Annotated in this window: 20 protein-coding genes; 1 reads left to right on the forward strand and 19 read right to left on the reverse strand. The window is 37.2% G+C overall.

Translation table 11 applies throughout. The features are described 5' to 3' along the window. Window positions 1–11: 11 nt before the first annotated feature. From lgt to ACFQ32_RS04445, 8 genes are all read right to left on the reverse strand, one after another. Window positions 12–848 carry a prolipoprotein diacylglyceryl transferase gene (gene lgt / locus ACFQ32_RS04410; RefSeq protein ID WP_046324610.1) on the reverse strand — a complete coding sequence of 279 codons (837 nt, stop codon included), beginning with the start codon at window positions 846–848 and terminating at the stop codon, window positions 12–14. Next, complete coding sequence (gene hprK / locus ACFQ32_RS04415) at window positions 845–1807, reverse strand: HPr(Ser) kinase/phosphatase (protein WP_046324609.1); 963 nt, start codon at window positions 1805–1807, stop codon at window positions 845–847. The genes lgt and hprK overlap by 4 nt, the downstream gene beginning before the upstream one ends. 17 nt (window positions 1808–1824) lie before the next feature. Continuing rightward, window positions 1825–2106 (reverse strand): hypothetical protein, encoded by a 282-nt coding sequence (locus ACFQ32_RS04420; protein WP_046324608.1) that lies wholly within the window; start codon window positions 2104–2106, stop codon window positions 1825–1827. A gap of 8 nt (window positions 2107–2114) precedes the next feature. Then, window positions 2115–3231 (reverse strand): peptide chain release factor 2 gene (gene prfB, locus ACFQ32_RS04425; protein ID WP_167334236.1). Its coding sequence is split into 2 segments (ribosomal slippage): window positions 2115–3158 and window positions 3160–3231, totalling 1116 coding nucleotides; the frame shifts between segments, so codons are not numbered across the junction. Between the two features lie 80 nt (window positions 3232–3311). After that, complete coding sequence (secA, locus tag ACFQ32_RS04430; RefSeq protein WP_046324606.1) at window positions 3312–5711, reverse strand: preprotein translocase subunit SecA; 2400 nt, start codon at window positions 5709–5711, stop codon at window positions 3312–3314. Between the two features lie 130 nt (window positions 5712–5841). Then, window positions 5842–6390 (reverse strand): ribosome hibernation-promoting factor, HPF/YfiA family, encoded by a 549-nt coding sequence (gene hpf, locus ACFQ32_RS04435; RefSeq protein WP_046324605.1) that lies wholly within the window; start codon window positions 6388–6390, stop codon window positions 5842–5844. Between the two features lie 94 nt (window positions 6391–6484). Then, on the reverse strand, window positions 6485–7174 hold the full coding sequence (locus tag ACFQ32_RS04440) for a ComF family protein (RefSeq protein ID WP_046324604.1): 690 nt from the start codon (window positions 7172–7174) through the stop codon (window positions 6485–6487). Continuing rightward, the gene (locus ACFQ32_RS04445; RefSeq protein ID WP_046324603.1) at window positions 7171–8454 is read right to left on the reverse strand and encodes a DEAD/DEAH box helicase; all 1284 of its coding nucleotides are present in this window, start codon (window positions 8452–8454) and stop codon (window positions 7171–7173) included. Before ACFQ32_RS04445 ends, ACFQ32_RS04440 begins: the two co-directional genes overlap by 4 nt. A 42-nt stretch (window positions 8455–8496) precedes the next feature. Here ACFQ32_RS04445 and ACFQ32_RS04450 point away from each other — a divergent pair, with 42 nt between their 5' ends. Next, window positions 8497–9165 (forward strand): YigZ family protein, encoded by a 669-nt coding sequence (locus tag ACFQ32_RS04450; protein WP_046324602.1) that lies wholly within the window; start codon window positions 8497–8499, stop codon window positions 9163–9165. Between the two features lie 37 nt (window positions 9166–9202). Here the strand turns inward: ACFQ32_RS04450 and ACFQ32_RS04455 are convergent, their stop codons facing one another. From ACFQ32_RS04455 to pgsA, 11 genes are all read right to left on the reverse strand, one after another. Further along, window positions 9203–10357: a glycosyltransferase family 4 protein gene (locus ACFQ32_RS04455; RefSeq protein ID WP_046324601.1), complete on the reverse strand. Its 1155-nt coding sequence runs from the start codon at window positions 10355–10357 to the stop codon at window positions 9203–9205. A gap of 141 nt (window positions 10358–10498) precedes the next feature. Continuing rightward, window positions 10499–12295 (reverse strand): FAD-binding protein, encoded by a 1797-nt coding sequence (locus ACFQ32_RS04460; protein ID WP_046324600.1) that lies wholly within the window; start codon window positions 12293–12295, stop codon window positions 10499–10501. A gap of 21 nt (window positions 12296–12316) precedes the next feature. Further along, window positions 12317–14122, reverse strand: coding sequence for an FAD-dependent oxidoreductase (locus tag ACFQ32_RS04465; protein ID WP_046324599.1), 1806 nt, complete (start codon window positions 14120–14122; stop codon window positions 12317–12319). A gap of 15 nt (window positions 14123–14137) precedes the next feature. Beyond that, entirely contained in the window at window positions 14138–15133 is a 996-nt protein-coding gene (locus ACFQ32_RS04470) for a helix-turn-helix transcriptional regulator (protein WP_052724633.1), read from the reverse strand. Between the two features lie 147 nt (window positions 15134–15280). After that, window positions 15281–16912 (reverse strand): ribonuclease Y, encoded by a 1632-nt coding sequence (gene rny, locus ACFQ32_RS04475; RefSeq protein WP_046324598.1) that lies wholly within the window; start codon window positions 16910–16912, stop codon window positions 15281–15283. 131 nt (window positions 16913–17043) lie between these two features. After that, complete coding sequence (gene recA / locus ACFQ32_RS04480) at window positions 17044–18153, reverse strand: recombinase RecA (RefSeq protein ID WP_046324597.1); 1110 nt, start codon at window positions 18151–18153, stop codon at window positions 17044–17046. A 151-nt stretch (window positions 18154–18304) separates the two neighbouring features. Then, complete coding sequence (locus ACFQ32_RS04485) at window positions 18305–18964, reverse strand: ABC transporter permease (protein ID WP_046324596.1); 660 nt, start codon at window positions 18962–18964, stop codon at window positions 18305–18307. Further along, entirely contained in the window at window positions 18964–19899 is a 936-nt protein-coding gene (locus ACFQ32_RS04490) for an osmoprotectant ABC transporter substrate-binding protein (RefSeq protein WP_046324595.1), read from the reverse strand. Before ACFQ32_RS04490 ends, ACFQ32_RS04485 begins: the two co-directional genes overlap by 1 nt. A gap of 13 nt (window positions 19900–19912) precedes the next feature. After that, the gene (locus ACFQ32_RS04495; protein ID WP_046324594.1) at window positions 19913–20536 is read right to left on the reverse strand and encodes an ABC transporter permease; all 624 of its coding nucleotides are present in this window, start codon (window positions 20534–20536) and stop codon (window positions 19913–19915) included. Window position 20537: 1 nt separating this feature from the next. After that, entirely contained in the window at window positions 20538–21716 is a 1179-nt protein-coding gene (locus ACFQ32_RS04500; RefSeq protein ID WP_046324593.1) for a betaine/proline/choline family ABC transporter ATP-binding protein, read from the reverse strand. A gap of 159 nt (window positions 21717–21875) precedes the next feature. Next, a complete protein-coding gene (gene pgsA / locus ACFQ32_RS04505) occupies window positions 21876–22436 on the reverse strand; it encodes a CDP-diacylglycerol--glycerol-3-phosphate 3-phosphatidyltransferase (protein WP_046324592.1) in 561 nt (186 codons plus the stop codon). Between the last annotated feature and the right edge of the window lie 16 nt (window positions 22437–22452).

The raw sequence follows: 22452 nt of genomic DNA on the forward strand, positions 1-22452 counted from the left end.
TAAAATAATTATTAATCTCGACTATAAGGGTATTTCAAGCCACTGCCGTCTAAATACCATTTGGGTTTAACAATTCGCCTGCGATAAATAAATAATACTATAACCACTATCAGCAATATTACACTAAGCATTTGCGAAACCCGAATCGATCCCCAAAGGTAAAGACTATCTGTCCGCATGCCTTCTACGAAAAAACGTACGACAGAATACCATGCCAAATAGAGCATAAATATTTCGCCTTGTTTAAACAGATGCTTTCTGTGTCTTAATAACAATATTATCAGTAAACCAATCAAATTAAAAAAAGATTCATATAGAAAAGTTGGCTGATAGTATACTCCACCAATTTTCATCTGATTAATAATAAAATCAGGTAAGTGTAAGCTTTGTAAAAACGCCAAGGTTGTGGGCCCACCATGAGCTTCTTGATTAATAAAATTACCCCAGCGGCCTAATATTTGAGCAGCCATTACTCCTGGCGTAATGATGTCCAGCATCAGAAATGGTGGCAACATTCTCTTATAACAAAATACCAGTAAAACTGCCAATCCGGCCAGTAAGCCGCCATAGATAGCTATCCCACCATTCCAAATAGCAATTATCTCGTCAAGGTGCTGAGAATAATAATTCCATTCAAAAATAACATAGTAAATGCGTGCACCCACATATCCAAGAGGAACAGCCCATAACAGCAAATCCATGAAGTCATCACTTTCAATTTGACGTTTACGTCCTTCAAAGATTGCCATTGAGACAGCTAAAATAATTGCGACAGCCATAATAATGCCATACCACTTGACACTTAGGTTTCCTAATTTAAATGCTACAGGATTGATGGTCAATATCATTTATTCTTATCCTTTGCTGTGTCTGCTTGAGAGTTTTTCTTAATTAATTTCGTTAAATTACTGTCAAAAGTTTTGGTAGCATTATAGCCGCTTCTCTTGGCGCGGAAATTCATAGTAGCAATTTCAATAATATCTTCCATGTTACGACCGACTTTAACAGGAATAGTGATTTGGGGAACTTCAACATTACAAATATCTCGTTTGCTTTCCTCAAAACCTAAACGATCATAATTAGCTTTCTTATCCCAATTGACAAGTTTGATAACCAGCTGGATGCTTTCACGGTTTTTAACAGCTCCAACACCGAACAGATCCATAACATTAATGATACCAATACCACGAATTTCCATTAGGTGTTTTAATATTTCCGGAGCTTCACCCATCACGGTTTCCACATCTTTTTGATAAACATCAACTCGATCATCAGCTATTAAACGGTGACCACGATGAATTAAGCCTAAAGCAGTTTCAGATTTCCCAACACCTGAATCACCAGTCAGTAACACGCCCATACCTTTAACTTCAACTAAGACGCCGTGAATCGTATCACGGACAGCTAGTCGCTCTCTTAAATATTCCGTCAAAATACTGGAAACATAGGTAGTTGACTCTGGTGAAGAAAGAATAGGAATCTCCGCCTCATCAGCAGCTTGAGCTAGTTCCGGTGGTATTCGCAGAGAACGCGATACAAAAAAGCAGGGCGTATCAGGGGTACAAAGTTTTTTAAAAACCTGCACTAAACTATCGTGGTCTAGTCTAGCGGCATAAGAAATTTCTGTACGCCCAAGTAACTGAATACGCTGGCGGGGGTAAAAGTCAAAGTAGCCTGTTAACTCCAGTCCTGGCCTATAAATATCAGATACAACAATCTCCTTATTATTGATATATTGTTTTCCCTGCACAACATGAACAATTTTATTATCACGAATTAAATTTCTTAATTTAACAGCGTTTGTCATTTCAAAATGCCCCTTTATTATTTGTCGACATCTTTGGTTTTAGCATCGCGTACTTTTTTCCGTTTTGGTTTAGTTTGATTATTTTCATTCCAATTGTCCCAGCTATAAGAACCAGAATTAAGATCAGAGTGTCCAGCATTATTATCATCATTTTTGGTAAAATGATTGATTAACCAGATAATACCAATAATTACTAAGGCTGCCGGTAATATCATGAAAAAGATGTGAAATATGGCAAAAATAATACTTAAAATAACAACTGCCAATAATACTAAACCAACAATTCCCCAAAAACTCATCTAATCACCTACTCTGGATTTTCCTGGCTCAAAAGCCATTGTAAATATGCATAAACAAACGGTTGCAGCTTGCCATCCATTACACCACTTGTATCGGAAGTTTCATAGCCTGTGCGCAGATCTTTAACCAAATTATAAGGATGAAAAACATAAGATCTAATTTGTGAGCCCCAGCCAATTTCTTTTTGGTCACCTTTAAGCTCCTGCTTGTGTTTACGTTTCTTTTCTTCTTCCAGGTGAAATAATTTTGCTCGCAGTTCATTCATTGCGGTTTCCCGATTCTGCAACTGTGAACGCTGCGCCTGAGACGTAGTTACGATTCCTGTCGGTAAATGAGTGATTCTGACAGCGCTTGATGTTTTATTAATATGCTGGCCGCCTGCACCACTCGACCGGTAAACGTCAACACGGAGATCTTTAGGATCGATATCCACCTTAATACTCTCATCAATTTCCGGAATAACTTCAACCGAAGCAAAAGATGTATGTCTCCTCTTGGCCGAATCGAAGGGAGAAATTCTCACCAAGCGGTGAACACCATTTTCCGATTTCATCAGGCCGTAGGTATTTTTACCAGTAATCTTGGCACTAACGCTTTTAAGACCAGCTTCTTCTCCAGGTTCATAATTACTAATTTCAAATTTAAAGCCGCGAATATCGGCATATCTCTGGTACATCCGCAAGAGCATTTGGCCCCAGTCCATCGCCTCAGTGCCACCTGCTCCCGGATGAATTTCAATCAACGCATTGTGATCATCATATTTGCCAGATAAGAGTAAATCTAGCTCATAATCATGAAACTCAGTTTGCAATTTTTGCAGATCGGTTTCAACTTCTTTTTGTAAATCTTGATCTGCTTCTTCACGCAGTAATTCTAGTGCTGTTATTTCATTTTGATAATCCTTTTCCAACTTGACAAAAGAATCACGTTTTTCTTTCAACACATTTGTCTCACTAATCAAACCTTGTGCTTTTTCCTGATCATCCCAAAAAGTCGGCTCTTGCATCTTATTTTCATTAACAATGATACTTTCGTTTATTGAATCTAAGTCAAAGAGACCCCCTAAAGTGGTCTAACCGCTTTTTCAAACTATCCAATTCATTTTGAATGTCACTTATTTCCATATTTTACAATAGCTCCTTTATTTTTAATAAAATTTCAGTAAAAAGGAGAAAGCAGCTGCTTTCTCCTCCCATCTTAACTATTAACGACTAAGATTTTGTCTAATTTCAGCTTTCATAAATAAACGAGTCACGTCAAATTCAATATTTGATACCATTTCTTCAAACATGTTGTAGCCAGAATCCTGGTATTCTACCAGCGGATTAAGTTGACCGTAGCCACGTAAACTGATTGATTGCCGTAATTGGTCCATAGCATCTATATGATCAGTCCAGCGATCGTCAACTACCCGCAAGATAACTACTTTTTCAAATTCAAGCATTTCTGAAGGATCAGCCAAAATCGCTTCTTTTTCTTCATAGTTGGCTTCAACGATATCATACAGCTTTTGCTTTAAGTCAGGAACCGTAATTGTCTTGAAGTCAATTGCATCAGTTTCTTCTTCGTTCGTCAAACTTGAAGAAATGAAGTCACGCAGTGAATCAAGCCGCCATTTACTACGATCACCCTGTGTAAACATATCAACTTGACTATTAATAGTACGGCGAATCATTGGGATTAAAACATCCTTAAGTGACTTTTCTTCACCAATAACCTGCATCCGTTCACCATAAATAATCTCACGTTGAATACGCATAACATCATCATACTGCAATGTTTGCTTACGGGTATCATAGTTATTACCTTCAACACGTTTTTGAGCAGACTCAACTTGTCTAGTGATCAAGCGACTCTCAATTACCTTGTCATCATCATTGTCAGACAAACGGTCAAGGAAGTCTTTGACTCTGTCGCCACCAAAGCGTTTCATCAAATCATCTTCAAGTGAGAGATAGAAACGAGTAACACCAGGGTCACCTTGACGACCTGAACGTCCACGGAGCTGGTTATCAATTCTACGAGACTCATGACGTTCAGTACCTATAACAGAAAGGCCACCTAGTTCTTTCACACCTGGCCCTAATTTAATGTCGGTACCACGGCCAGCCATGTTGGTCGCAATAGTGACCGCACCGCGTTGACCGGCGTTCATGATAATCTGAGCTTCCTTAGCATGGTTTTTAGCATTCAAAACGGCGTGAGGAATTCCTTCTTTGTCAAGTAACTTACTCAGTCTTTCAGAACTTTCAACCGCAACGGTACCAACTAATACCGGTTGACCTTTTGAGTGCCGTTCTTTAATTTCATTAACAACTGCCGCAAACTTGGATGACAAAGTAGGATAAAGAATATCCGGATTATCTATCCTGATCAAAGGACGGTTAGTCGGGATAGTAATTACCTGCATGTTGTAAATTTCACGGAATTCTTCTTCTTCAGTTTTAGCAGTACCTGTCATACCGGCAAGTTTTTTATACATTCTAAAGAAGTTCTGGTAAGTAATTGTCGCCTGCGTCTTGGATTCTTCTTGAATCTTAACGCCTTCTTTAGCTTCAATAGCCTGGTGCAGGCCATCAGAATAGCGCCGTCCCTGCATAACACGACCAGTGAAAGAATCAACGATCAGGACTTCACCGTTTTGCACAACATAATCGATGTCTTTAAGCATAATGTAATTTGCTCTTAAAGCCTGATCAAGGTGATGCACTAATTTCTGATTTTCAACGTCATACAAGTTTTTAAGGCCAAAATGATCACAAGCTTTTTGAATACCAGTTCTAGTTAAAGAAATGGTCTTAGTTGGCCAGTCAATTTTGTAATCACCATAGTCCTTATCATCATCCGCATCATCATCACTTTTGTCTTCTTTAAGAGTTTTAACAAAGCGATCAGCACGAATATAGTCACCATTAGCTTGTTCTGCTTCGCCAGAAATAATTAATGGAGTTCTGGCCTCATCAATTAAAATTGAGTCAACCTCATCGATAATAGCATAGTTAAGTTCACGTTGAACCATTTGCTCCTTGTAAACGACCATATTATCACGCAGATAATCAAAGCCTAGTTCTGAGTTAGTGGAATAAGTAACATCACAATTATATGCTTCACGCTTTTCATCAGGAGACATAGCATTCAAATTAAGACCAACGGTTAAGCCTAACCATTTGTACAACTGGCCCATTTCTTCGGCATCACGACTGGACAGGTATTCGTTAACGGTAACAACGTGAACGCCTTTTCCTGTTAGTGCATTCAGATAAACAGGCATAGTCGCAGTTAAGGTCTTACCTTCACCAGTCATCATTTCGGCAATGTTACCGTAGTGCAGCGCAATACCACCTAATACTTGAACATGAAATGGGTATAGGCCTAAAACTCTTTTAGCTCCTTCACGAGAAACTGCAAAAGCTTCCGGCAAGAGCGAATCTAAGCTTTCACCATTTTTCAATCTATCACGAAATTCAGGTGTTTTTGCCTGTAATTCTTCGTCTGAAAGCCGACTGTATTCGTCTGCATGACTTTCAACTTTATCTGCAATTTTTTCAAATTTTTTCAGTTCTCTTTTATCGTTATTGTATAGTTTCTTTAAAATGTTTACCATTTAATCGATCCTTATATGTAGTTAAAGTATAAAAACACATTATAATTTTACCATGATTAGCGCTAAATGAAAAATAAACAAAACAAAGACCTCACACTAAATGTGGGGCCCTTACTTAATAATATTATTACTATTTGGTCTCAATCAAACCATAACGGCCGTCATTTCTGCGATAAACCACACTTGTACCGCCGGTTTCACCATCTTGAAAAACAAAGAAATCATGCTCTAGCATATTCATTTGCAAGATTGCTTCTTCAGGACTCATTGGTTTCAACCCAATTTGTTTATTACGAACAATTGTAAATTCATTACTTTCTTTGTCTTTTGAATCTTCCTCCGCACTTTCAACGAAGAAATCATTAATTCCTTTTTCACGGCTCTTACGATTTACACGTGTCTTATATTTTCTAATTTGTCTTTCCAATTTTTCAGAAACAAAATCAATACTGCGATACATATCGTCAGTTGTTTCTTCAGCTCTCAATACTAAGTATGGTAGTGGTATAGTTACCTCGACTTTAGCCTTGTGATCACGATACACCTTTAAATTAACATGAGCAATCATATCTTGATTTAAATCGAAATATTTTTCTAATTTTTTAAGGCGCTTTTCTACGTAACTTCTTAAAGCATCCGTTACCTCGATATTTTCACCACGAACATTATACTTTAACATATGAGATTCTCCTTTCAACTGCTAGAGGCAGTCTTATGTTATCTATATTATAGCAAAATTATAACAAAACATGAAAGCGCTGAACAATTTTGTTTTATCTACATAAGGTAAAACTACTGATTTTCGCATTAGGGAAAATTTTTGCCAGCGCATCTCGAGCATGATAAAGCGTTCTGCCAGTAGTGTATATGTCATCCAGCAAGAGGACAGTGCATTTTTGAAAATTAATCGTAAAGTTTTCCTTAACAAAAAAGCTTTGCTCACTAGTTAATCTTTCAGCCCGATTTTTCTCTCCTTGGGCTCCTAGTCCTGCTTTCTTACCCAGCATGTTTGTTAAAGGAACAAGACTACCGTACAGTGCAGTGATTGTATCGAATTGTCTTTTAGCGATGTGCTCAGGAGAAGTTGGAACTGGAACATAAACATCAGCTTTAAATTCAGATAGTTCTTTAACACACAATTCTTGCAGTGCAGCGTATAAAATGTAGTCACCATAGCGCTTATAGTTAACCATTAAATCATGAAATGCTCTGTTATATAAATACACAGAGTGATTAATTAACAACTTTTCGCCGTATATTTTTTGCCAATTCACACAGTCTGAACAAATCTGATTTTGCTTCGAACTGCCTGAGCATATTGGGCAATGCTTTTCAGGTACATGAATGAACTTTTTTAAACAGTGGTCACAAATACTTTTTCGATCCTTTTGGTGCAAGGAAAATAAATTTAAAAATGACATTTTTGAAATAAAATATTGTCCACATAATAGGCATTTTTTCATTTATTCATCTCACGAATTTGTTTCATAGCATTACGCAGACTTGAAGTATATTTTTGGTAGCAAAATAATATTAAACCCGTTGGATCAGTCTTAGAGCGACCAACTCTACCCGCAATTTGGACCAAACTAGAAGTATTATAAATTTTATCATCTGCTTGAACTACAATCACCCAAACATGATTAAAGGTTACACCACGTTCCAAAATAGTAGTGGTAACAAGCAATTGTATTTGTCCACGCCTGAAATTATCAACTTTTGCAATTCTCTGTACATCATTAGCATGTACACCCTCTATTGTTATTTGCTTAAATTCAGGCTCATTTCTAAGTGCGCTAACATATGGCTTAATCAAATCAATTCTGGGCAAAAATAAAAGTAGTGGATGCTTAGCCTTAATTACTTTGCTAATTTCTTGCACAAGTTTTGGATTAATTCGTTTACCTTCTAAAAATGGACGTAAAAACAGTTTTTCTTTTGGTACAGGCAAGGAATAACCATGAAAACGTCTATTTAACTTTAATTGCTGAATTTGGCCCTTTTTAACCAGTTTTAATAAATCTTTTGTAGGTGTTGCTGTCAGATAGACCATCTGGCCATTATTCTTAAGCGCATTTTTTGAAGCAAAATTAAGCTCAGGGTTCTGCACATATGGAAAAGAATCAGCTTCATCAATGATCAATAGGTCAAAAGCACGAAAAAATTTTAATAATTGATGGGTGGTACAGATGGTTAATTGCTCTAAGCCTGGCTCTTGGTATTCATGCCCATGATATTTACCAATTCTAATTTTAGTGAATGCCACCTGCAAGCGGGGAAATAATTCATTAACTACATCGATTCTTGGTGCGGCTATGCAGCACCGCTTCCCTTCCGCTAAACAGTGCGCAATCAAAGGAAACATCATCTCAGTTTTACCAGCACCGGTTACTGCATGAACTAAAGTATTTTGCTTATTCATATAGTTCTGAACCAAATCCTGAGCAATTTTTTCTTGTTGAGTTGTTAATTTACCATTCCAAGTTAAGCCACCGTTTTTTGTGCGGGGAAAGTTTACTTTCTCCTCATTACGAATAAGATAATCGCCTTCAACCACTCTTCCTAAACCGATACATTCGCGACAATATCTTTTACCATTCGGCAATTTAGCCCAAACTTTAGCATTGCAGCGTGAACACCGATCGTTGATAACAGCCTTGATTTTTGTTATACCTTTCTTTGTGCTAAAATCCAGTTGACTACTAAGCCATTGACGACCAGCAAGATGAGAAATATTTTCCATTTTGTCCTCCAATGATAAATACGCAAAAAAGGGCTGATTTTTTTGAACGAAAACGAAAAAGAAGATTATTTAACCATTAAGGAAAACGGTGACCACGAATTAATAATTAAAAAAAGTCGCTTTATTGCCACTGTTATAAGAACTTTAACCGTTAAAGAGGCCGAAAAAGCAATTAATGCTGTTACCCAAAAATACCGTGATGCTACCCATAACACTTTTGCTTACACTATTGGATTAAACGACGAGCATGTTAAAGCAAGCGATAATGGTGAACCATCCGGAACCGCAGGTGTCCCGGAGTTAAAGGCACTTCAATTAATGAATCTGAAAAACGTTACCGTGGTAGTAACGCGCTATTTTGGTGGGATAAAACTGGGAGCTGGCGGTTTAATCCGTGCATATTCCAACAGTGTCACTAAGGCTGTTGAAGCTATTGGAGTGGTTAAGCGCGTGCAGCAACAGGGCTTGAAATTTCAAGTCGATTATAAAAAATTTGACGAAACTCAGCATTATCTTAATCAAAAAAAGATTTTCATTGATAATATCGACTATGAAGCGAAAGTCACAATTTTCATTTTTATTGATGAAGATAAGTTAAAGCAGCTTGAAAATGACTTAATCAATATTTTGGCGGGCAAAGTAGAATTTGAGCTTCTTCCCCAAAGATATAATGAAGTTCCTGTCACTCAACACAACTATCATGAGCAGTAAAAAAACTCACATGTGAAATGTGAGTCAAGTTTAAAATTTATTCTTTTTTCTTCTTTTTTAATTGCTCAGGTTTATCTTGTCCCAAATGCCATACCTCAACTGTTGGATCTTTTTTACTGCGTGAATTAATTAATTTTTGGGTTAAATTCAGCAAGGGTTTATATTTTTCACCTAAAAGTCCAATGGACTCTACGAAAAATTCAAGTGCAACTGCCAGACCAGCAATTAAGACCCACATGCCCCACATTGGTGACAATAAAAATAACAGGGAAATAAAAGAAAAGACCAGTGATATTGCGTAAATGCTTAAAACCGTTTGTCTGTGGGTTAAGCCCATTCTCATTAGTTGATGATGCAAATGGTGCTTATCAGCTTGGGAAACGGGTCGATTATTAAGTTTGCGACGAATCATAGCATAAAGCGTATCGGTAATCGGCACGCCTAGAATAGTGACTGGTACAAGCAATGAAATGAAAGTTACGTTCTTCAAGCCTTTTAGAGAAAATACGGCAATCATAAATCCGATGTATAACGCACCGGTATCGCCTAAAAATATCTTAGCCGGGTGAAAGTTATATGGTAAAAAGCCCAGTAAACAAGCTGCCAGCATAAAACAGCCGATCGGAATATAGAGTTGGCCGGTGTGCAAAAAGAAATAGCCGACAATTCCCATCGTTATGAGTGAAATCATAGAGACACCATCAGCCAATCCGTCAAGCCCATCAATTAAATCAACTGCATTAGTCAAAGCTAAGATCCAAAAAATGGTAATTGGCAGACTCCACCATCCCAGATTTATTTGTTTATTCAAAAATGGCAGGTTGAGAACATTCATTTTAATACCGGCAAGAAAATAAATTACTAGAGCGCCAATAAAAATACCCAGCATTTTTTGTCTTGGTTTCAGTTCCATAATATCATCGATTATACCAGTCAAGACAATTACACTAGAACCTAAAAGTATACTAAATGCTTCATGAGTTGGAAACTGATCGCGCAGGAGAATAAAAGCTCCTATATTGAAGGTGACAAAAATACCCAACCCCCCTAGGGTTGGCATCGGTTTTTTATTTACTCTTCTTTTATTGGGAATGTCGACAGCACCTAATACAAAAGCTAATCGCCTAATAAAAGGTGTGATCGCAGCCTGTATAATCACTAAAAAGAATAATTCAACAATAATTTTAAACATAGTCGGCTACTTTCATTTAAAGTTGTCTTAATTATACAGGGTAGAGCAAAAATGCACAAATTAGGTTGATTATCATAGATATTTCCAAATAAAAAACTGGATGCAAATGTATCCAGTTTTAATTATATTTAACTCCAAAAACTAATTCTGTGAAGCACCAGAATTAGTATCAGTTTTTACTTGAGCATTCTTTGCAGCACTTTCACCGGCAATTCTGCCAAAAACAATAGCGTTTGTAATACCCATTCCGCAACCTGGATAGGTCATTCCTCGCCATCCGCCTGTCGTACTACCAGCAGCAAAGAGATTACTAATTTTTCTATCAAAATTATCCAAAACTTCTGCTTTAGTATTGATGCACAATCCTCCAGCCATATCCGGTGTTGATGGCGCAAGTTTAGCGGCATAGTATGGAGCCTTAAAAGCAGTTAAATCTTTTTTGCGACCAAATTCCGTATCTTGACCATTGTTTACATCATTATTCCATTTAGCAATTGTTTTCTCTAACACATTAGGGTTTAAATTAATTTGCTCTGCTAATTCCGCGATAGTATCTGCTTTTTTAAAGTAGCCATCTTCTACTTCGCGTTTTAAATGCGGTGAAGGAGCTGGGGCAGAAAAGGCAGCTGGCATTTCATTTGCCATTCCTTCATCAAAAATCAGCCACACGAAACCATGATCTAGGTCAGCTATTTTCTTAGAAGCGTATTCGAAATACATATCTTCTCTAAAGTGTCTTTTAGCATCTGTTCCAACCCAAATATAAGGTTTTGTCCAAGCTGTGCACAAAGGCCCAATACAAACATTATCGCCTGATTGAGTTCCAATAGAGTTTGCTATTGGCATCCACATATCTTTTAACTTGGCGCCAATTTCAGCACCCATTGTGATACCATCACCCATTTGCCTAATAGAACCATATGATTCCCCTACAGCAAAATCTGGTGCAAAGCTTTTAAGCATTTCTTTATTGCGTGAAAAACCTGCAGTTGCAATAACAACGCTTTGAGCTTTGTAGTTACCTTTATTAGTATGTACACCAACTACATTATTTTTCTCATCAGTAATTAAGTTCTCAGCTGTAATATTAAAAATAAATTTTGTGCCAACTGCTTTTGCCTTATTGTAAAGTGGCTTTGAAAGACCATAGCCACTTTTTTCGACAGTTAAATGAGACCTTGCTGCCGGAGTCGCATATTCTTTCATTGCTTCTTCATTGCCAATTTCTTGTACTTCTTGGAAATTGACCCCAACTTCTCCAGCAAGCCATTCATAATCTTCAGCAGCATGTTCTACTATTGTTTCACGCATATCCGCATCTTCGTATCCTTGACCGACTGCTTTCAAATAATTATTCCAATTGTCTTTAGAGTCTTTAATACCTTGCGCTTTTTGCAAGCTAGTACCACCACCAGCATTGTAATAACCTCCAGACAGAGTCATATCAGATAGCATATAGCTTGATGTATATTCCAAACATATTACGGAAGCACTTTTTTGCCTTGCTGTAATGGAAGCTGCAAGTCCAGCGGCTCCAGCACCAATTACCAACACGTCAGCATGATCTTCAAATTGCAAATCATCTGGATTGACGTTACGGTAGTCCTTACCATCATCCTTTTTCACTGTATTTCTAAGATCAACTCTTTTATCAAGACCACTGGGATCGCCAGCTTTTGAAACAGCATCTTTGACTGCTTTTTGTACAGCTTGAAAACTAATAGTTGCTCCGGTGACTGCGTCAATATTATATGACTGATGCTCAACAATTAGCTTCGGTGCTTTTTTTAAAGCAGCAGTGCTTATGCCAGAAGTTTCATCTTGTTGATCAATTGTTATATCCGTAATTTTATTGTCTTTGACTTTTACCGAAACCTTGACTTCACCACGATTACCAGAGCCTTTTCCCTGATAAATACCATCTTTTAAATTTGCCATTTCTTATCCTTTCGTTAAAATCTATGCCTGCTTCAAAGCAGATTCTACAGCTTCTTTAAATGCGCGACTTGATGCAGAAGCTCCAGAAACAGCATCTACGTTAGCTGTTTTCTTAGCTAGCATTTCTGTTTTCATTTCCTTAATTGCTTTTTCACCGTAGTCAGGTGATTCGCTTTCTTTTAAAACTTCAATATTGCTTGGACGCTTATCACTGTCAACTGTTACTCGCACTACGATTTCATTGCCCATGCCACTTGAAGATTTACCAATGTATTGATTTTCAGCAGTTGAATAGCTTTCTTCTTTAACATCTGATTCAGGAAATGCAGTATCAGCATTATTTTCACTAACACTGGCACCTGAAACAACTTGATCATCTTTAATTTTGGCGGCATTTTCTCCAGCTATCTTACCAAATATTAAGCAGTCAGCCATGTCACCCCCGCCATTATATTGATTTGCACCTATATGACCCAGTTCACCAGCAGCATATAAGTGTGGCAAAACTTTCTGATCTGTATCTAATACTTCAGCATTTTTATTTCGGCGTGGGCCACCCTGGGTGTTTAACATGGTGTGTTGTTGCGCTAACGAATAAAATGGACCCGTAAGTGAAATTTTGGTCATTGACTCTGGCTTACGTCCACATTGGTAATCAACTCCACGATCAACGAAGAAATTATACGTGTTCAAAGTATTTTCTAAAACTGCCGGATCAACTTTTATTTCTTGAGCTAAGTCAGCGATAGTTTCTGACTTAACCACTTTGTTTAAAGCTTCCTTTTGAAATTCATCATTCTCAGCTGAGAATAGTTCATCGTATTTATTCTGATCAAAAATCATATGAGGATGCACTTGGGCTAAAGGGATTCTCCAAATACCATGATTATAGCGATGACCATGACGGGTTGGATCGTCTTCTGCTACATAACGTGTACCATCATCGCCAACTGTGATCAGTGAACCGGCAAATAATGCTTTCCAGGCCATAATGTTATGAGCTCTTTGGCCTTTGGGAGCAGCTAAATTAACAGTTCCACCTGGTTCATAATTATTCATGTGCCACAAATCTGCACCAACTTCTATAGCCATTTTGATGCCATCGCCATTGTTATAAAGCGTACCGTATGGTAATAAATTAGTTTCACCTAAATAATCCTGCACCATTTGTTCGTTATTTTCAAATCCACCAAGTGCTAAAACTACACCATTTTTTGCATGGACGTTGAACAACTTGCCTTTATTTTTAATCTGTACACCTATTATCGTCTTATCAGTATCCTGAATTAAATGCTTTGCTGGCGTTGAATAAAGCACATCAATCATGTCGCTGCGATCTAAAACATTCTGGCGCAATTTCTTCCAAAGAGCAGCATCGAATATTTGATCATGCACTAACAAGTCATCGTTTGTATCTGCACCTTCAAATTCGGGATATTCAGCACTCATGTATGCCAACATGGCAACATTTTTGTTACCTGGGTTATTTTTAACGCTGAATGCTTTACCACCGAGATACTTTTCGAAGTAATCTGGTAAATTTACCATCCCTTTTACAAAAGTTTCTAGCACCTGCTCATCTAAATCAAGTGGAGCAGTCATTTTTTGATAATACTTTTTTAGCTTTTCATAATCATAACCTGCTTCAACAATCTGTCCACAATATCTGGTATTACCACCTTCATGTCCCTCTGGTGCACTATCTACTAAAAGGACTTTTGCTCCTTTATCTGCTGCGAAACGTGCTGCTGTAGCACCTGCTCCACCAAAACCGATTACCACAACATCATAAGTTGCATTCCATGATTCGTTATCTTTTAAAAACATTTTGTTTCCTCCTAATTAAATTACCGCATTTATACTATTAGTTTTTAATATTGCTTGAAGCCTATATTCTTTAACAGTCACTCCTGTCCATTTCTTAAATGCTTTATAGAACGAAGAAACACTATTAAAGCCAACTAGAAAACTTACTTCTGCAGTATTTAAAGTTCTGTCTTGAAGTAGATTTTGAGCCAAAATTTTCTGCACAATACTTAACTGTTTTTTAAAAGTTGTGCCTTCATTTTGCAGCCATCTTTGTAATGTTCTTGATGAAATACCCAGTTTATTTGCTACGTCTTTTACCTGAAAATTACCTCCGGCTATCAATTTAAACAGAGTGTTTTGTACAACTGCAGAAATTGGAGGATTTATATTTAATTCTTTTATGTACTTTTTCAAACCAGGCTCCATGAAATTCCACATTACATCATTTTTGGTTACAAATGACTGCTCTAAATCATGCTTTCTAAACACCAAATAATTGTCTGAGCTATTTTGAGCTTCAATACCTAAATATTTATTTATTCTTGATCCATACTCATATTTGCTCCCAATAGATACGGGTATAACACATTTATTTGTACCTGCTCTAATCAGACTTACTAAAGAAATTTGATCTACTAATAGGCTAAAACGTGAAAATTTACGATATTTGTCCAAATATTTAATATGAATTCTTAATTTTTCACCTTCCTCAAAAGTTCCCATTTCAATTGGACCTATAAGCTGCTGGTAAGCTGCTAGGCGGGAAATTGCCTGTAAGCCATTTTTGCTTGACAAAGCTGCAAAATATGGGGGAACAAATTGGTAAAAATTACGAACATCACTACACTTCAACAGCTGTTTATCATTTGCTTCTTTGTCTAACATTTCAAATACATGAGAATTTTTAATCCACTTTGCATTCAGATATTTGTCCATTACGCTAGAATCAAGTAAACCAGAAATTGAATTAAATGGGTAACCTAATTCTAGTAGGAAATCTTTTAATTCAGTTGTTATTTTTAGATTCATAGCAGGTTCCTCCATTCAATCCGTATTGTATACCCTTTCATTTTACCAAAATGTGTTTTTTTGCGCTTTTTTATGTTAATTTACGCCATATTTTGAAGATATATTACAAAACAAAAAAGGATTGAATTTTGCATTCAATCCTTTTATTTACTTTGCAATTGATACAGCACGTTTTTCACGAATAACTGTTATTTTAATATTACCCGGGTAATCAAGTTCTTTTTCAATTTGATTGCGAATGTCGCGTGCTAAAACTGTAATACGATCATCTGAAATCTTGTCAGGTTCAACCATCACGCGGACTTCTCGACCAGCTTGAATAGCGTATGCCTGTTTGACACCGTCATACCTATTTGCTATTTGCTCGAGGTCGGTAAGTCTTCTGATATAATTTTCCAAACTTTCGCTTCTAGCACCAGGTCTTGCAGAAGAAATGGTATCCGCTGCAACTACCAATTCAGCAATAAATGATAACTTAGGCACATCCCCATGATGTGCTGCAATTGCATTAACAACCACATCCGGCTCATGATACTTCCTTGTCAGTTCTACACCAATTTCTACGTGTGAACCTTCAATGTCATGGTCGACTGCTTTTCCAATATCGTGTAATAATCCCGCGCGAACGGCTAATTTTTCATTTAATCCAAGCTCTGCAGCCATTGTACCAGCTAATTTTGCAACTTCAATTGAATGACCCAAAACATTTTGACCATAAGATGTCCGGTATTTGAGTCTACCCAATATTTTAACCAGTTCTGGATTCATTTTATGAATTCCCAGCTCCATTAGAGCGCTTTCTCCAGCTTCGTAAATATCATCGTTTACTTCTTTACGGGCTTTATCAACTGTTTCCTCTATTCGAGCCGGATGAATGCGTCCATCCTTAATCAAACGTTCCATTGCCCTTTTCGCAATTTCACGCCTGATGGCATCAAAACCACTTAAAGTTACAACTTTTGGAGTGTCATCAATTATAAGATCAACTCCAGTAAGAGCTTCAAAAGATCTGATATTACGTCCTTCACGACCAATAATTCGACCCTTCATTTCCTCATTAGGCAAATCAACTACAGATACTGTTGTTTCAGCTACTGTATCTGCCGAGCTACTTTGAATTGCATCAATAATTATTTTGCGCGCATAATGGTCAGCTTTAGCTTTTACTTCTTGATTACTATTACTAATCAACTCTGCCCGTTCTTTAACTAATTCATCTGCTAATTGATCTAAAACAAGCTTTTTTGCCTGCTCTTTGTCTAAATGGGCCACTTCGTATAGCTTCTGCGTAGTCTGTTCAACTAGTTCATCAGCTTTTTGCAATTTAGCAGCTAATTCTGTTTGCTTTTGCTCTAGCTGTTCATCTTTTTTAGTTAAATCATCCTCTTTTTCTTTTAGCAAAGAGTTCTTATGATCAAGAGTATCCTCTCGTTGGGTTAAGCGATTTTGATCGCGTGCAATTTTGTCACGTTTGTCGTTTAATTCATCTTCAACTTTTTGTCGATAGTCTTGAATTTGTTCTTGAGCTTCAAGAATTTTTTCTTTTTTAGTGTTTTGCGCACTCTGTTTAATAGCATCAGCTGCTTGCTTTTGTGCATTGACTTCAGCTTTAGCAGCGTCAACTCGTGCTTTTGCTTCGGTTAAAATATGGTCGGCATCGTTTTGAGCGTTCTGAGCCCTTTTCTCCCAGATCCTTTTACGAATAGAGTATCCTACAACAACGCCAACAATAATTGAAATTATAGCTATCGCGACGGGAATCAAAAATTTACTTATCATGATTTCTATCGCCTTTTTTATTTTTTTAGATTATTCACACAATATTAATAATAAAGAACGATGGGACTTATGTCAAACGACATGAAAAAACCTTAACCCATCTTCACAGGTCAAGGTTTATTTCCTCGTAATTAGCTTTTGCTGTCTGCTTCTTTTTTAGCAGAAGCTTCCTTTTCTGTATCAGCAGCCTTTTGGGCTCTCTTGGCTTTTATTTTTTCAGGATCTTCTCTTTCAGCAACTGATTCTTCATCAATACCGAAAGCTTGACGAACCTGCTTTTGAACATCGTCATAGACATCAGGGTGATCCTCAAGGTACTTCTTAGCATTTTCTCGGCCCTGACCAATTCGTTCATCGTGATATGAATACCAGGAGCCGGCCTTGGCTATAATGTCTTTGTCGGCCGCCATATCCAACAGTTCACCACTCTGTGAAATACCCTTGCCATACATCATGTCAACTTCAGCAACTTTAAAAGGCGGTGCAACTTTGTTTTTAACTACCTTGATTTTTACACGGTTACCAGTAATTTCTCCACCGGTTTGCTTGATCTTTTCCGCTCTTCTGATTTCCAAACGAATAGTGGCATAAAACTTCAGTGCCCGACCACCAGGAGTAGTTTCAGGATTACCAAACATAATTCCAACTTTTTCACGAATTTGATTGATAAAAATTGCAATAGTTTTGGTCTTATTAATGTTACCCGAAAGCTTACGCAGAGCTTGACTCATTAAACGAGCTTGCAGACCAACATGACTGTCACCCATTTCTCCGTCAATTTCAGCTTGAGGCACAAGTGCTGCAACAGAGTCAACAACTAAAATATCAATTGCACCACTTGTAATCAACGTATCAGCAATTTGTAAACCTTCTTCACCAGTATTTGGCTGAGACAAAATAAGTGAATCAACATCAACACCTAATGCCTCCGCATAAGCCGGATCCATAGCATTTTCGGCATCGATATAAGCGGCTGTACCACCTCTTTTTTGCACTTCAGCTACTGCATGTAATGCAACCGTTGTTTTACCAGAAGATTCTGGTCCGTAAATTTCTACTATTCTACCCCGGGGATAGCCGCCAACTCCCAGAGCTGCATCAAGAGCAAGCGAACCTGAGGGAACGGTCGAGATTTTGGTGTCAGCTTTATCACCCATACGCATAACAGCGCCTTTACCAAAATTCTTTTCAATTTTCTTAAGCGCATTTTCCAGTGCAGCTTGTTTTTCATCCTTGGCCAAGACTCTTGTCCTCCTCTATCAAAATTTCTTTAATTTAGTACGTAATAATTATACTTTGCTTTAGTGTATATTTGCAAGAAAAAAGGCGAACAAATGTTTATTATTTTTATTCACATTATTAAATACGAAAAAAATGCAAAAAACTTTTAATTTATTTTTTAAGGCCTTTGGGTTCCAAAACTTTTTGCAAGAAATTCAAAATCACATCTGCCAAGATTGCCATCAATGCTGTAGGAAGGGCACCAGCTAGTATAATCGCACTGCCATTAGTAGCATTGGTGCCGCGAATAATTATGTCTCCTAAGCCACCTGCTCCAACGAACGAACCAATTGAAGTGATACCAATAGCTATGACCAAAGCGTTTTTCAAGCCGGCTATAATAACAGACATTGAGAGCGGTAATCTCACCATATAAAGTAGTTGCAGCTTTGTCATTCCCATTCCTTTTCCTGAATCAATGACATTCTTATTAACGTTCCTCATACCAGTATATGTATTCTTAATAATTGGCAAAAGTGAATAAAGCGTAACGGTGACAATAACGGTCATAACGCCTAGGCCCAAACCAATCATTACAATAGACAAAAGGGCAAGCGAAGGAATCGTTTGAATAAAATTCGCAATTTCTACAACAAAATCTCCTAAATGTCCATTGCGCGAAATAAAAATTCCAACCGGTATACCAATAATAGCTGCAAATAAAACGCCATAGATTGAAATCAAAAAAGTCCGGTTAAATTGTGCTAATACATAACTACCATTATGGACATAATAGTAAATAAATTGCTGCCATAAAGATAAATGAGACATTATTTCTCCCCCCTAAAGTAATTATGTTTTTCTAAAAATTGCCGTGCAACCGTAGCGGGTTCAAGTAGCTTGTCATCTACTTGGAAGTTCATTTTACGTATATCATGAACACTCACATTACCCACTAATCTTTCCAGAATTGCCTTTAATTCAGGATGCTCTCTTAATAAATAGTTATTAATTAGCATGCCACAATTATATGGCGGAAAGAAATGCTTATCATCCTTCAACAGGTGCAAATTGTAGCTATCAATTCGGCCATCAGTAGAATAGCCTAGAATAACATCCATCTTACCGCTTTTCAGTGCAGAATATACTAAGCCGATATTCATTGGGTGTGCTTTAGAAAAGGTTAATCCGTAAGCTGTTTGAAAAGCAGGATAACCGACTCCTGGAGCATTTACCCATTCGGATGCTACACCGAAAGAAAATTTATCTTTAACTTTCTTTAAATCAGAAATCTGATACAGATGGTACTTCTTTTGGTCTTTTGCTCTCACCATAAAAGCATAATTATTAGCGAAGCCATATGTATGCAAATAAGTTTGATCCCATCTCTTTTTTACTTCACGTCTGACTGTATCATTTGCCTTTTTGGAATCCTTAATAGCTGGCAATAAAAGATTTGCAGTTAATTCACCACCATCATAAGCAGCAGCTTGAATATCGGCGTCATGACGAATTAGAGCCTGATGCTGCATAGGAGCAGAACCCAAATTATTAACAATTGAAGTTTTGTATGAAGTTTCATGTTCAATCAATTGGGCAACAATATTAGCCATAATTTGTGATTCAGTAGTTGTTAGTGCCGTAATTCTAATATTTTCCTGACTGCCTTGACTATCAGAAAGTCCAGGCAAGCCACAAGCACTAGTAGTTAACATAATAAACAAGGCTGTTATCATCAGGAATATCTTTTTAAAATACTTTTTCATGATGAATACCTCCTTATATTCCTTTTGGTGTTAATTTACGTTCAAGCTTACCCAAGAGATAATCAGTTAGAAGTGCCAATATGATAACAGGAATGGTACCACCAAAAATTAGATCAGTCTGATATAAACTAAGGCCATTAAAGATAAAGTCGCCAAGGCCCCCAGCACCTATATAAGAAGCTAGAGTCGCCCACGCAATAACATAAATAGCAGAAAGTCTTATTCCCGCCATGATTACAGGCATTGCTAAAGGAATATCAACTTTCAAAATTAATTGCAGATTAGTCATACCTAAGCCACGTGCTGAATCAATAGTGTCCGGGTTTACCCCCATCAGACCCACATATGTGTTACGCAAAATGGGCATTAAACTATAGAGAAAAAGTGCAATAATTGCGGGCAGTTTACCAACACCAAAAAATGGAATCATGATCGCAAGCAGAGCCAAAGCAGGTATGGTCTGTAACATACTGGCAATAGCAATCACGACTTTTGCCACTCGCGGAAATTTCATTAATATGATACTTAATGGAACTGCTACAACAATTCCCAAGGCCAGTGAAATAGCTGAAATATATATTTGTTGCCATGTTTTTACTAATAATTCTGAGCCATGTTGTGCAAAAAAGGCTGACATTTTAGTTCGCCTCTTTTCCCGTATTATTTTGCGTGTGGCCCTTATCGCCCCATATTTTTTGATAAACGACATTAACCAAACTTGCACGAGTAACTATACCGACTAATTTATTATCCGAATCAATTACCGGAATATAACTCTTGTTACGGCTCATAATACGACTAAAGTTATCACGTAAATATTCATCCGGACCAACTGTGCTTACTTTAGTAATCAAGATATCACTAACGCTGCTTGCCTTAGAATAATTTCGTTGCAAATCATCAATTGAAATATAGCCTTTCAGGTGATCGCTGTTATCAACCACTAAAAGGGTATCAACACGGTTTTCCTTCATCATGGTTAAGGCATCAGATAAAGAAGCACCCAAGTCAATCTTAATCGGATTAGTTAGCATCACGTTTTTAACTTTTACGGTTTCATATTTTGCTTCGGACAGGCGCTCTTCACCGATCAAACTTTTAACATAGTCATTTGCGGGATGATGTAAAATTTCCTCAGGCGTTCCTACTTGAATCAACTGCCCATCATGCAAAACAACTACTTTAGTTGCAAGCTTTAATGCCTCATCCATGTCATGAGTGACAAAAACAATTGTTTTGCCTAATCGCACTTGTAAGTTTTGTACCAAATTCTGTAAACTTTCACGAGTTATCGGATCTAATGCACCAAAAGGCTCATCCATTAATATTAGATTTTGGTTTGCTGCCAGTGCGCGTACAACTCCAATTCTTTGTTGTTGACCGCCAGATAGCTCAGTCGGATACCTGTCTAAATATGATTCCGGCAATTCAGCCATTTGAATTAACTTTTGCGCTTCACCAGCTAATTTTTCCTTAGGCCATTTTAATAGCTTGGGTACCAAAATAATGTTTTCTCTAATAGTCATATGAGGCATCAAACCATTATTTTGAATAACATACCCAATATGACGTCTCAAGTTGACGGGATTAAAACTTTTAACGTTTTTACCATTAACCAGCACCTCGCCTTTAGTTACGCTGTTCATGCGATTAATCATTCGCATTAAGGTAGTCTTTCCTGAACCGGAGGTGCCAATTAGGCAGCAAAAATCACCTTTATCTATTTCAAAACTGATATGGTTAACAGCCGGATTCTTCATTTTAGGATATATCTTGGATACATCTTTGAACTCAACCATTGGTATTTTTTCTCCCATAAATTTTCCTCCTTTTCAATATTTCCTTAATTTAATCCTAACAAGTAAATGAAGCATAATCAACAATTGACCATTTTATGCTCTTTTTTGTATTAAAAAGAAGCACAAAAAAAGCACTACCTTACAGTGCTTTTTAATAAAACTAAATTTTTCTTTAATTTACATCGAACCTTCAAAAACATCCCATGAACTGTGGAAATAATCCCAGCCAGAATAGATAGTAAAAATCAGTGCAATATAAAGTAAGATGGTGCCTATATGATAAAAGTCACCAATTAACAAAAAGATAATTGAAAGCATTTGACATGTCGTTTTGATTTTACCAGGCATAGCTGCAGCCATAACTTGCCCTTTATTCTCAGCCAAAATCAAACGCAATCCAGTTACAGCCAATTCACGACAAACAATTATTGCTACAACCCATGCTGGAGCAAGTTTTAAAGAAATTAACATTATAAATGCAGTCATAGTAAGCATTTTGTCAGCCAAAGGGTCCGCAAACTTTCCAAAATTTGTAACCAAGTTGCGTGATCTGGCAATATGACCATCAAACCAATCAGTTGCAGAAGCAACTGCAAATACAATCGCAGCTATTACCAATCTCCAATATACAGTAGTACCAGCAACTTTAAAACTGGCATCACCACCAAAAATAACAATTAACATGAAAACCGGAATCAATAATATTCTAAAAACCGTTAACTTATTAGGCAAATTCATTCTTAACTTTTCCTCC

Source organism: Lactobacillus melliventris (assembly GCF_042679465.1).
Classification (GTDB): domain Bacteria; phylum Bacillota; class Bacilli; order Lactobacillales; family Lactobacillaceae; genus Lactobacillus; species Lactobacillus melliventris.

Excerpts from the sequence above, each read along its gene's own strand:
- ACFQ32_RS04500 (WP_046324593.1), bottom strand. The coding sequence starts at position 21,716 with ATGGGAGAAAAAATACCAATGGTTGAGTTCAAAGATGTATCCAAGATA.
- ACFQ32_RS04440 (WP_046324604.1), bottom strand. The coding sequence starts at position 7,174 with ATGAAAAAATGCCTATTATGTGGACAATATTTTATTTCAAAAATGTCA.
- secA (WP_046324606.1), bottom strand. The coding sequence starts at position 5,711 with ATGGTAAACATTTTAAAGAAACTATACAATAACGATAAAAGAGAACTG.
- lgt (WP_046324610.1), bottom strand. The coding sequence starts at position 848 with ATGATATTGACCATCAATCCTGTAGCATTTAAATTAGGAAACCTAAGT.
- ACFQ32_RS04470 (WP_052724633.1), bottom strand. The coding sequence starts at position 15,133 with ATGAATCTAAAAATAACAACTGAATTAAAAGATTTCCTACTAGAATTA.
- hprK (WP_046324609.1), bottom strand. The coding sequence starts at position 1,807 with ATGACAAACGCTGTTAAATTAAGAAATTTAATTCGTGATAATAAAATT.
- ACFQ32_RS04490 (WP_046324595.1), bottom strand. The coding sequence starts at position 19,899 with ATGAAAAAGTATTTTAAAAAGATATTCCTGATGATAACAGCCTTGTTT.
- ACFQ32_RS04420 (WP_046324608.1), bottom strand. The coding sequence starts at position 2,106 with ATGAGTTTTTGGGGAATTGTTGGTTTAGTATTATTGGCAGTTGTTATT.
- ACFQ32_RS04495 (WP_046324594.1), bottom strand. The coding sequence starts at position 20,536 with ATGTCAGCCTTTTTTGCACAACATGGCTCAGAATTATTAGTAAAAACA.
- hpf (WP_046324605.1), bottom strand. The coding sequence starts at position 6,390 with ATGTTAAAGTATAATGTTCGTGGTGAAAATATCGAGGTAACGGATGCT.
- ACFQ32_RS04485 (WP_046324596.1), bottom strand. The coding sequence starts at position 18,964 with ATGTCTCATTTATCTTTATGGCAGCAATTTATTTACTATTATGTCCAT.
- ACFQ32_RS04465 (WP_046324599.1), bottom strand. The coding sequence starts at position 14,122 with ATGTTTTTAAAAGATAACGAATCATGGAATGCAACTTATGATGTTGTG.
- ACFQ32_RS04460 (WP_046324600.1), bottom strand. The coding sequence starts at position 12,295 with ATGGCAAATTTAAAAGATGGTATTTATCAGGGAAAAGGCTCTGGTAAT.
- pgsA (WP_046324592.1), bottom strand. The coding sequence starts at position 22,436 with ATGAATTTGCCTAATAAGTTAACGGTTTTTAGAATATTATTGATTCCG.
- ACFQ32_RS04455 (WP_046324601.1), bottom strand. The coding sequence starts at position 10,357 with ATGTTTAAAATTATTGTTGAATTATTCTTTTTAGTGATTATACAGGCT.
- rny (WP_046324598.1), bottom strand. The coding sequence starts at position 16,912 with ATGATAAGTAAATTTTTGATTCCCGTCGCGATAGCTATAATTTCAATT.
- ACFQ32_RS04445 (WP_046324603.1), bottom strand. The coding sequence starts at position 8,454 with ATGGAAAATATTTCTCATCTTGCTGGTCGTCAATGGCTTAGTAGTCAA.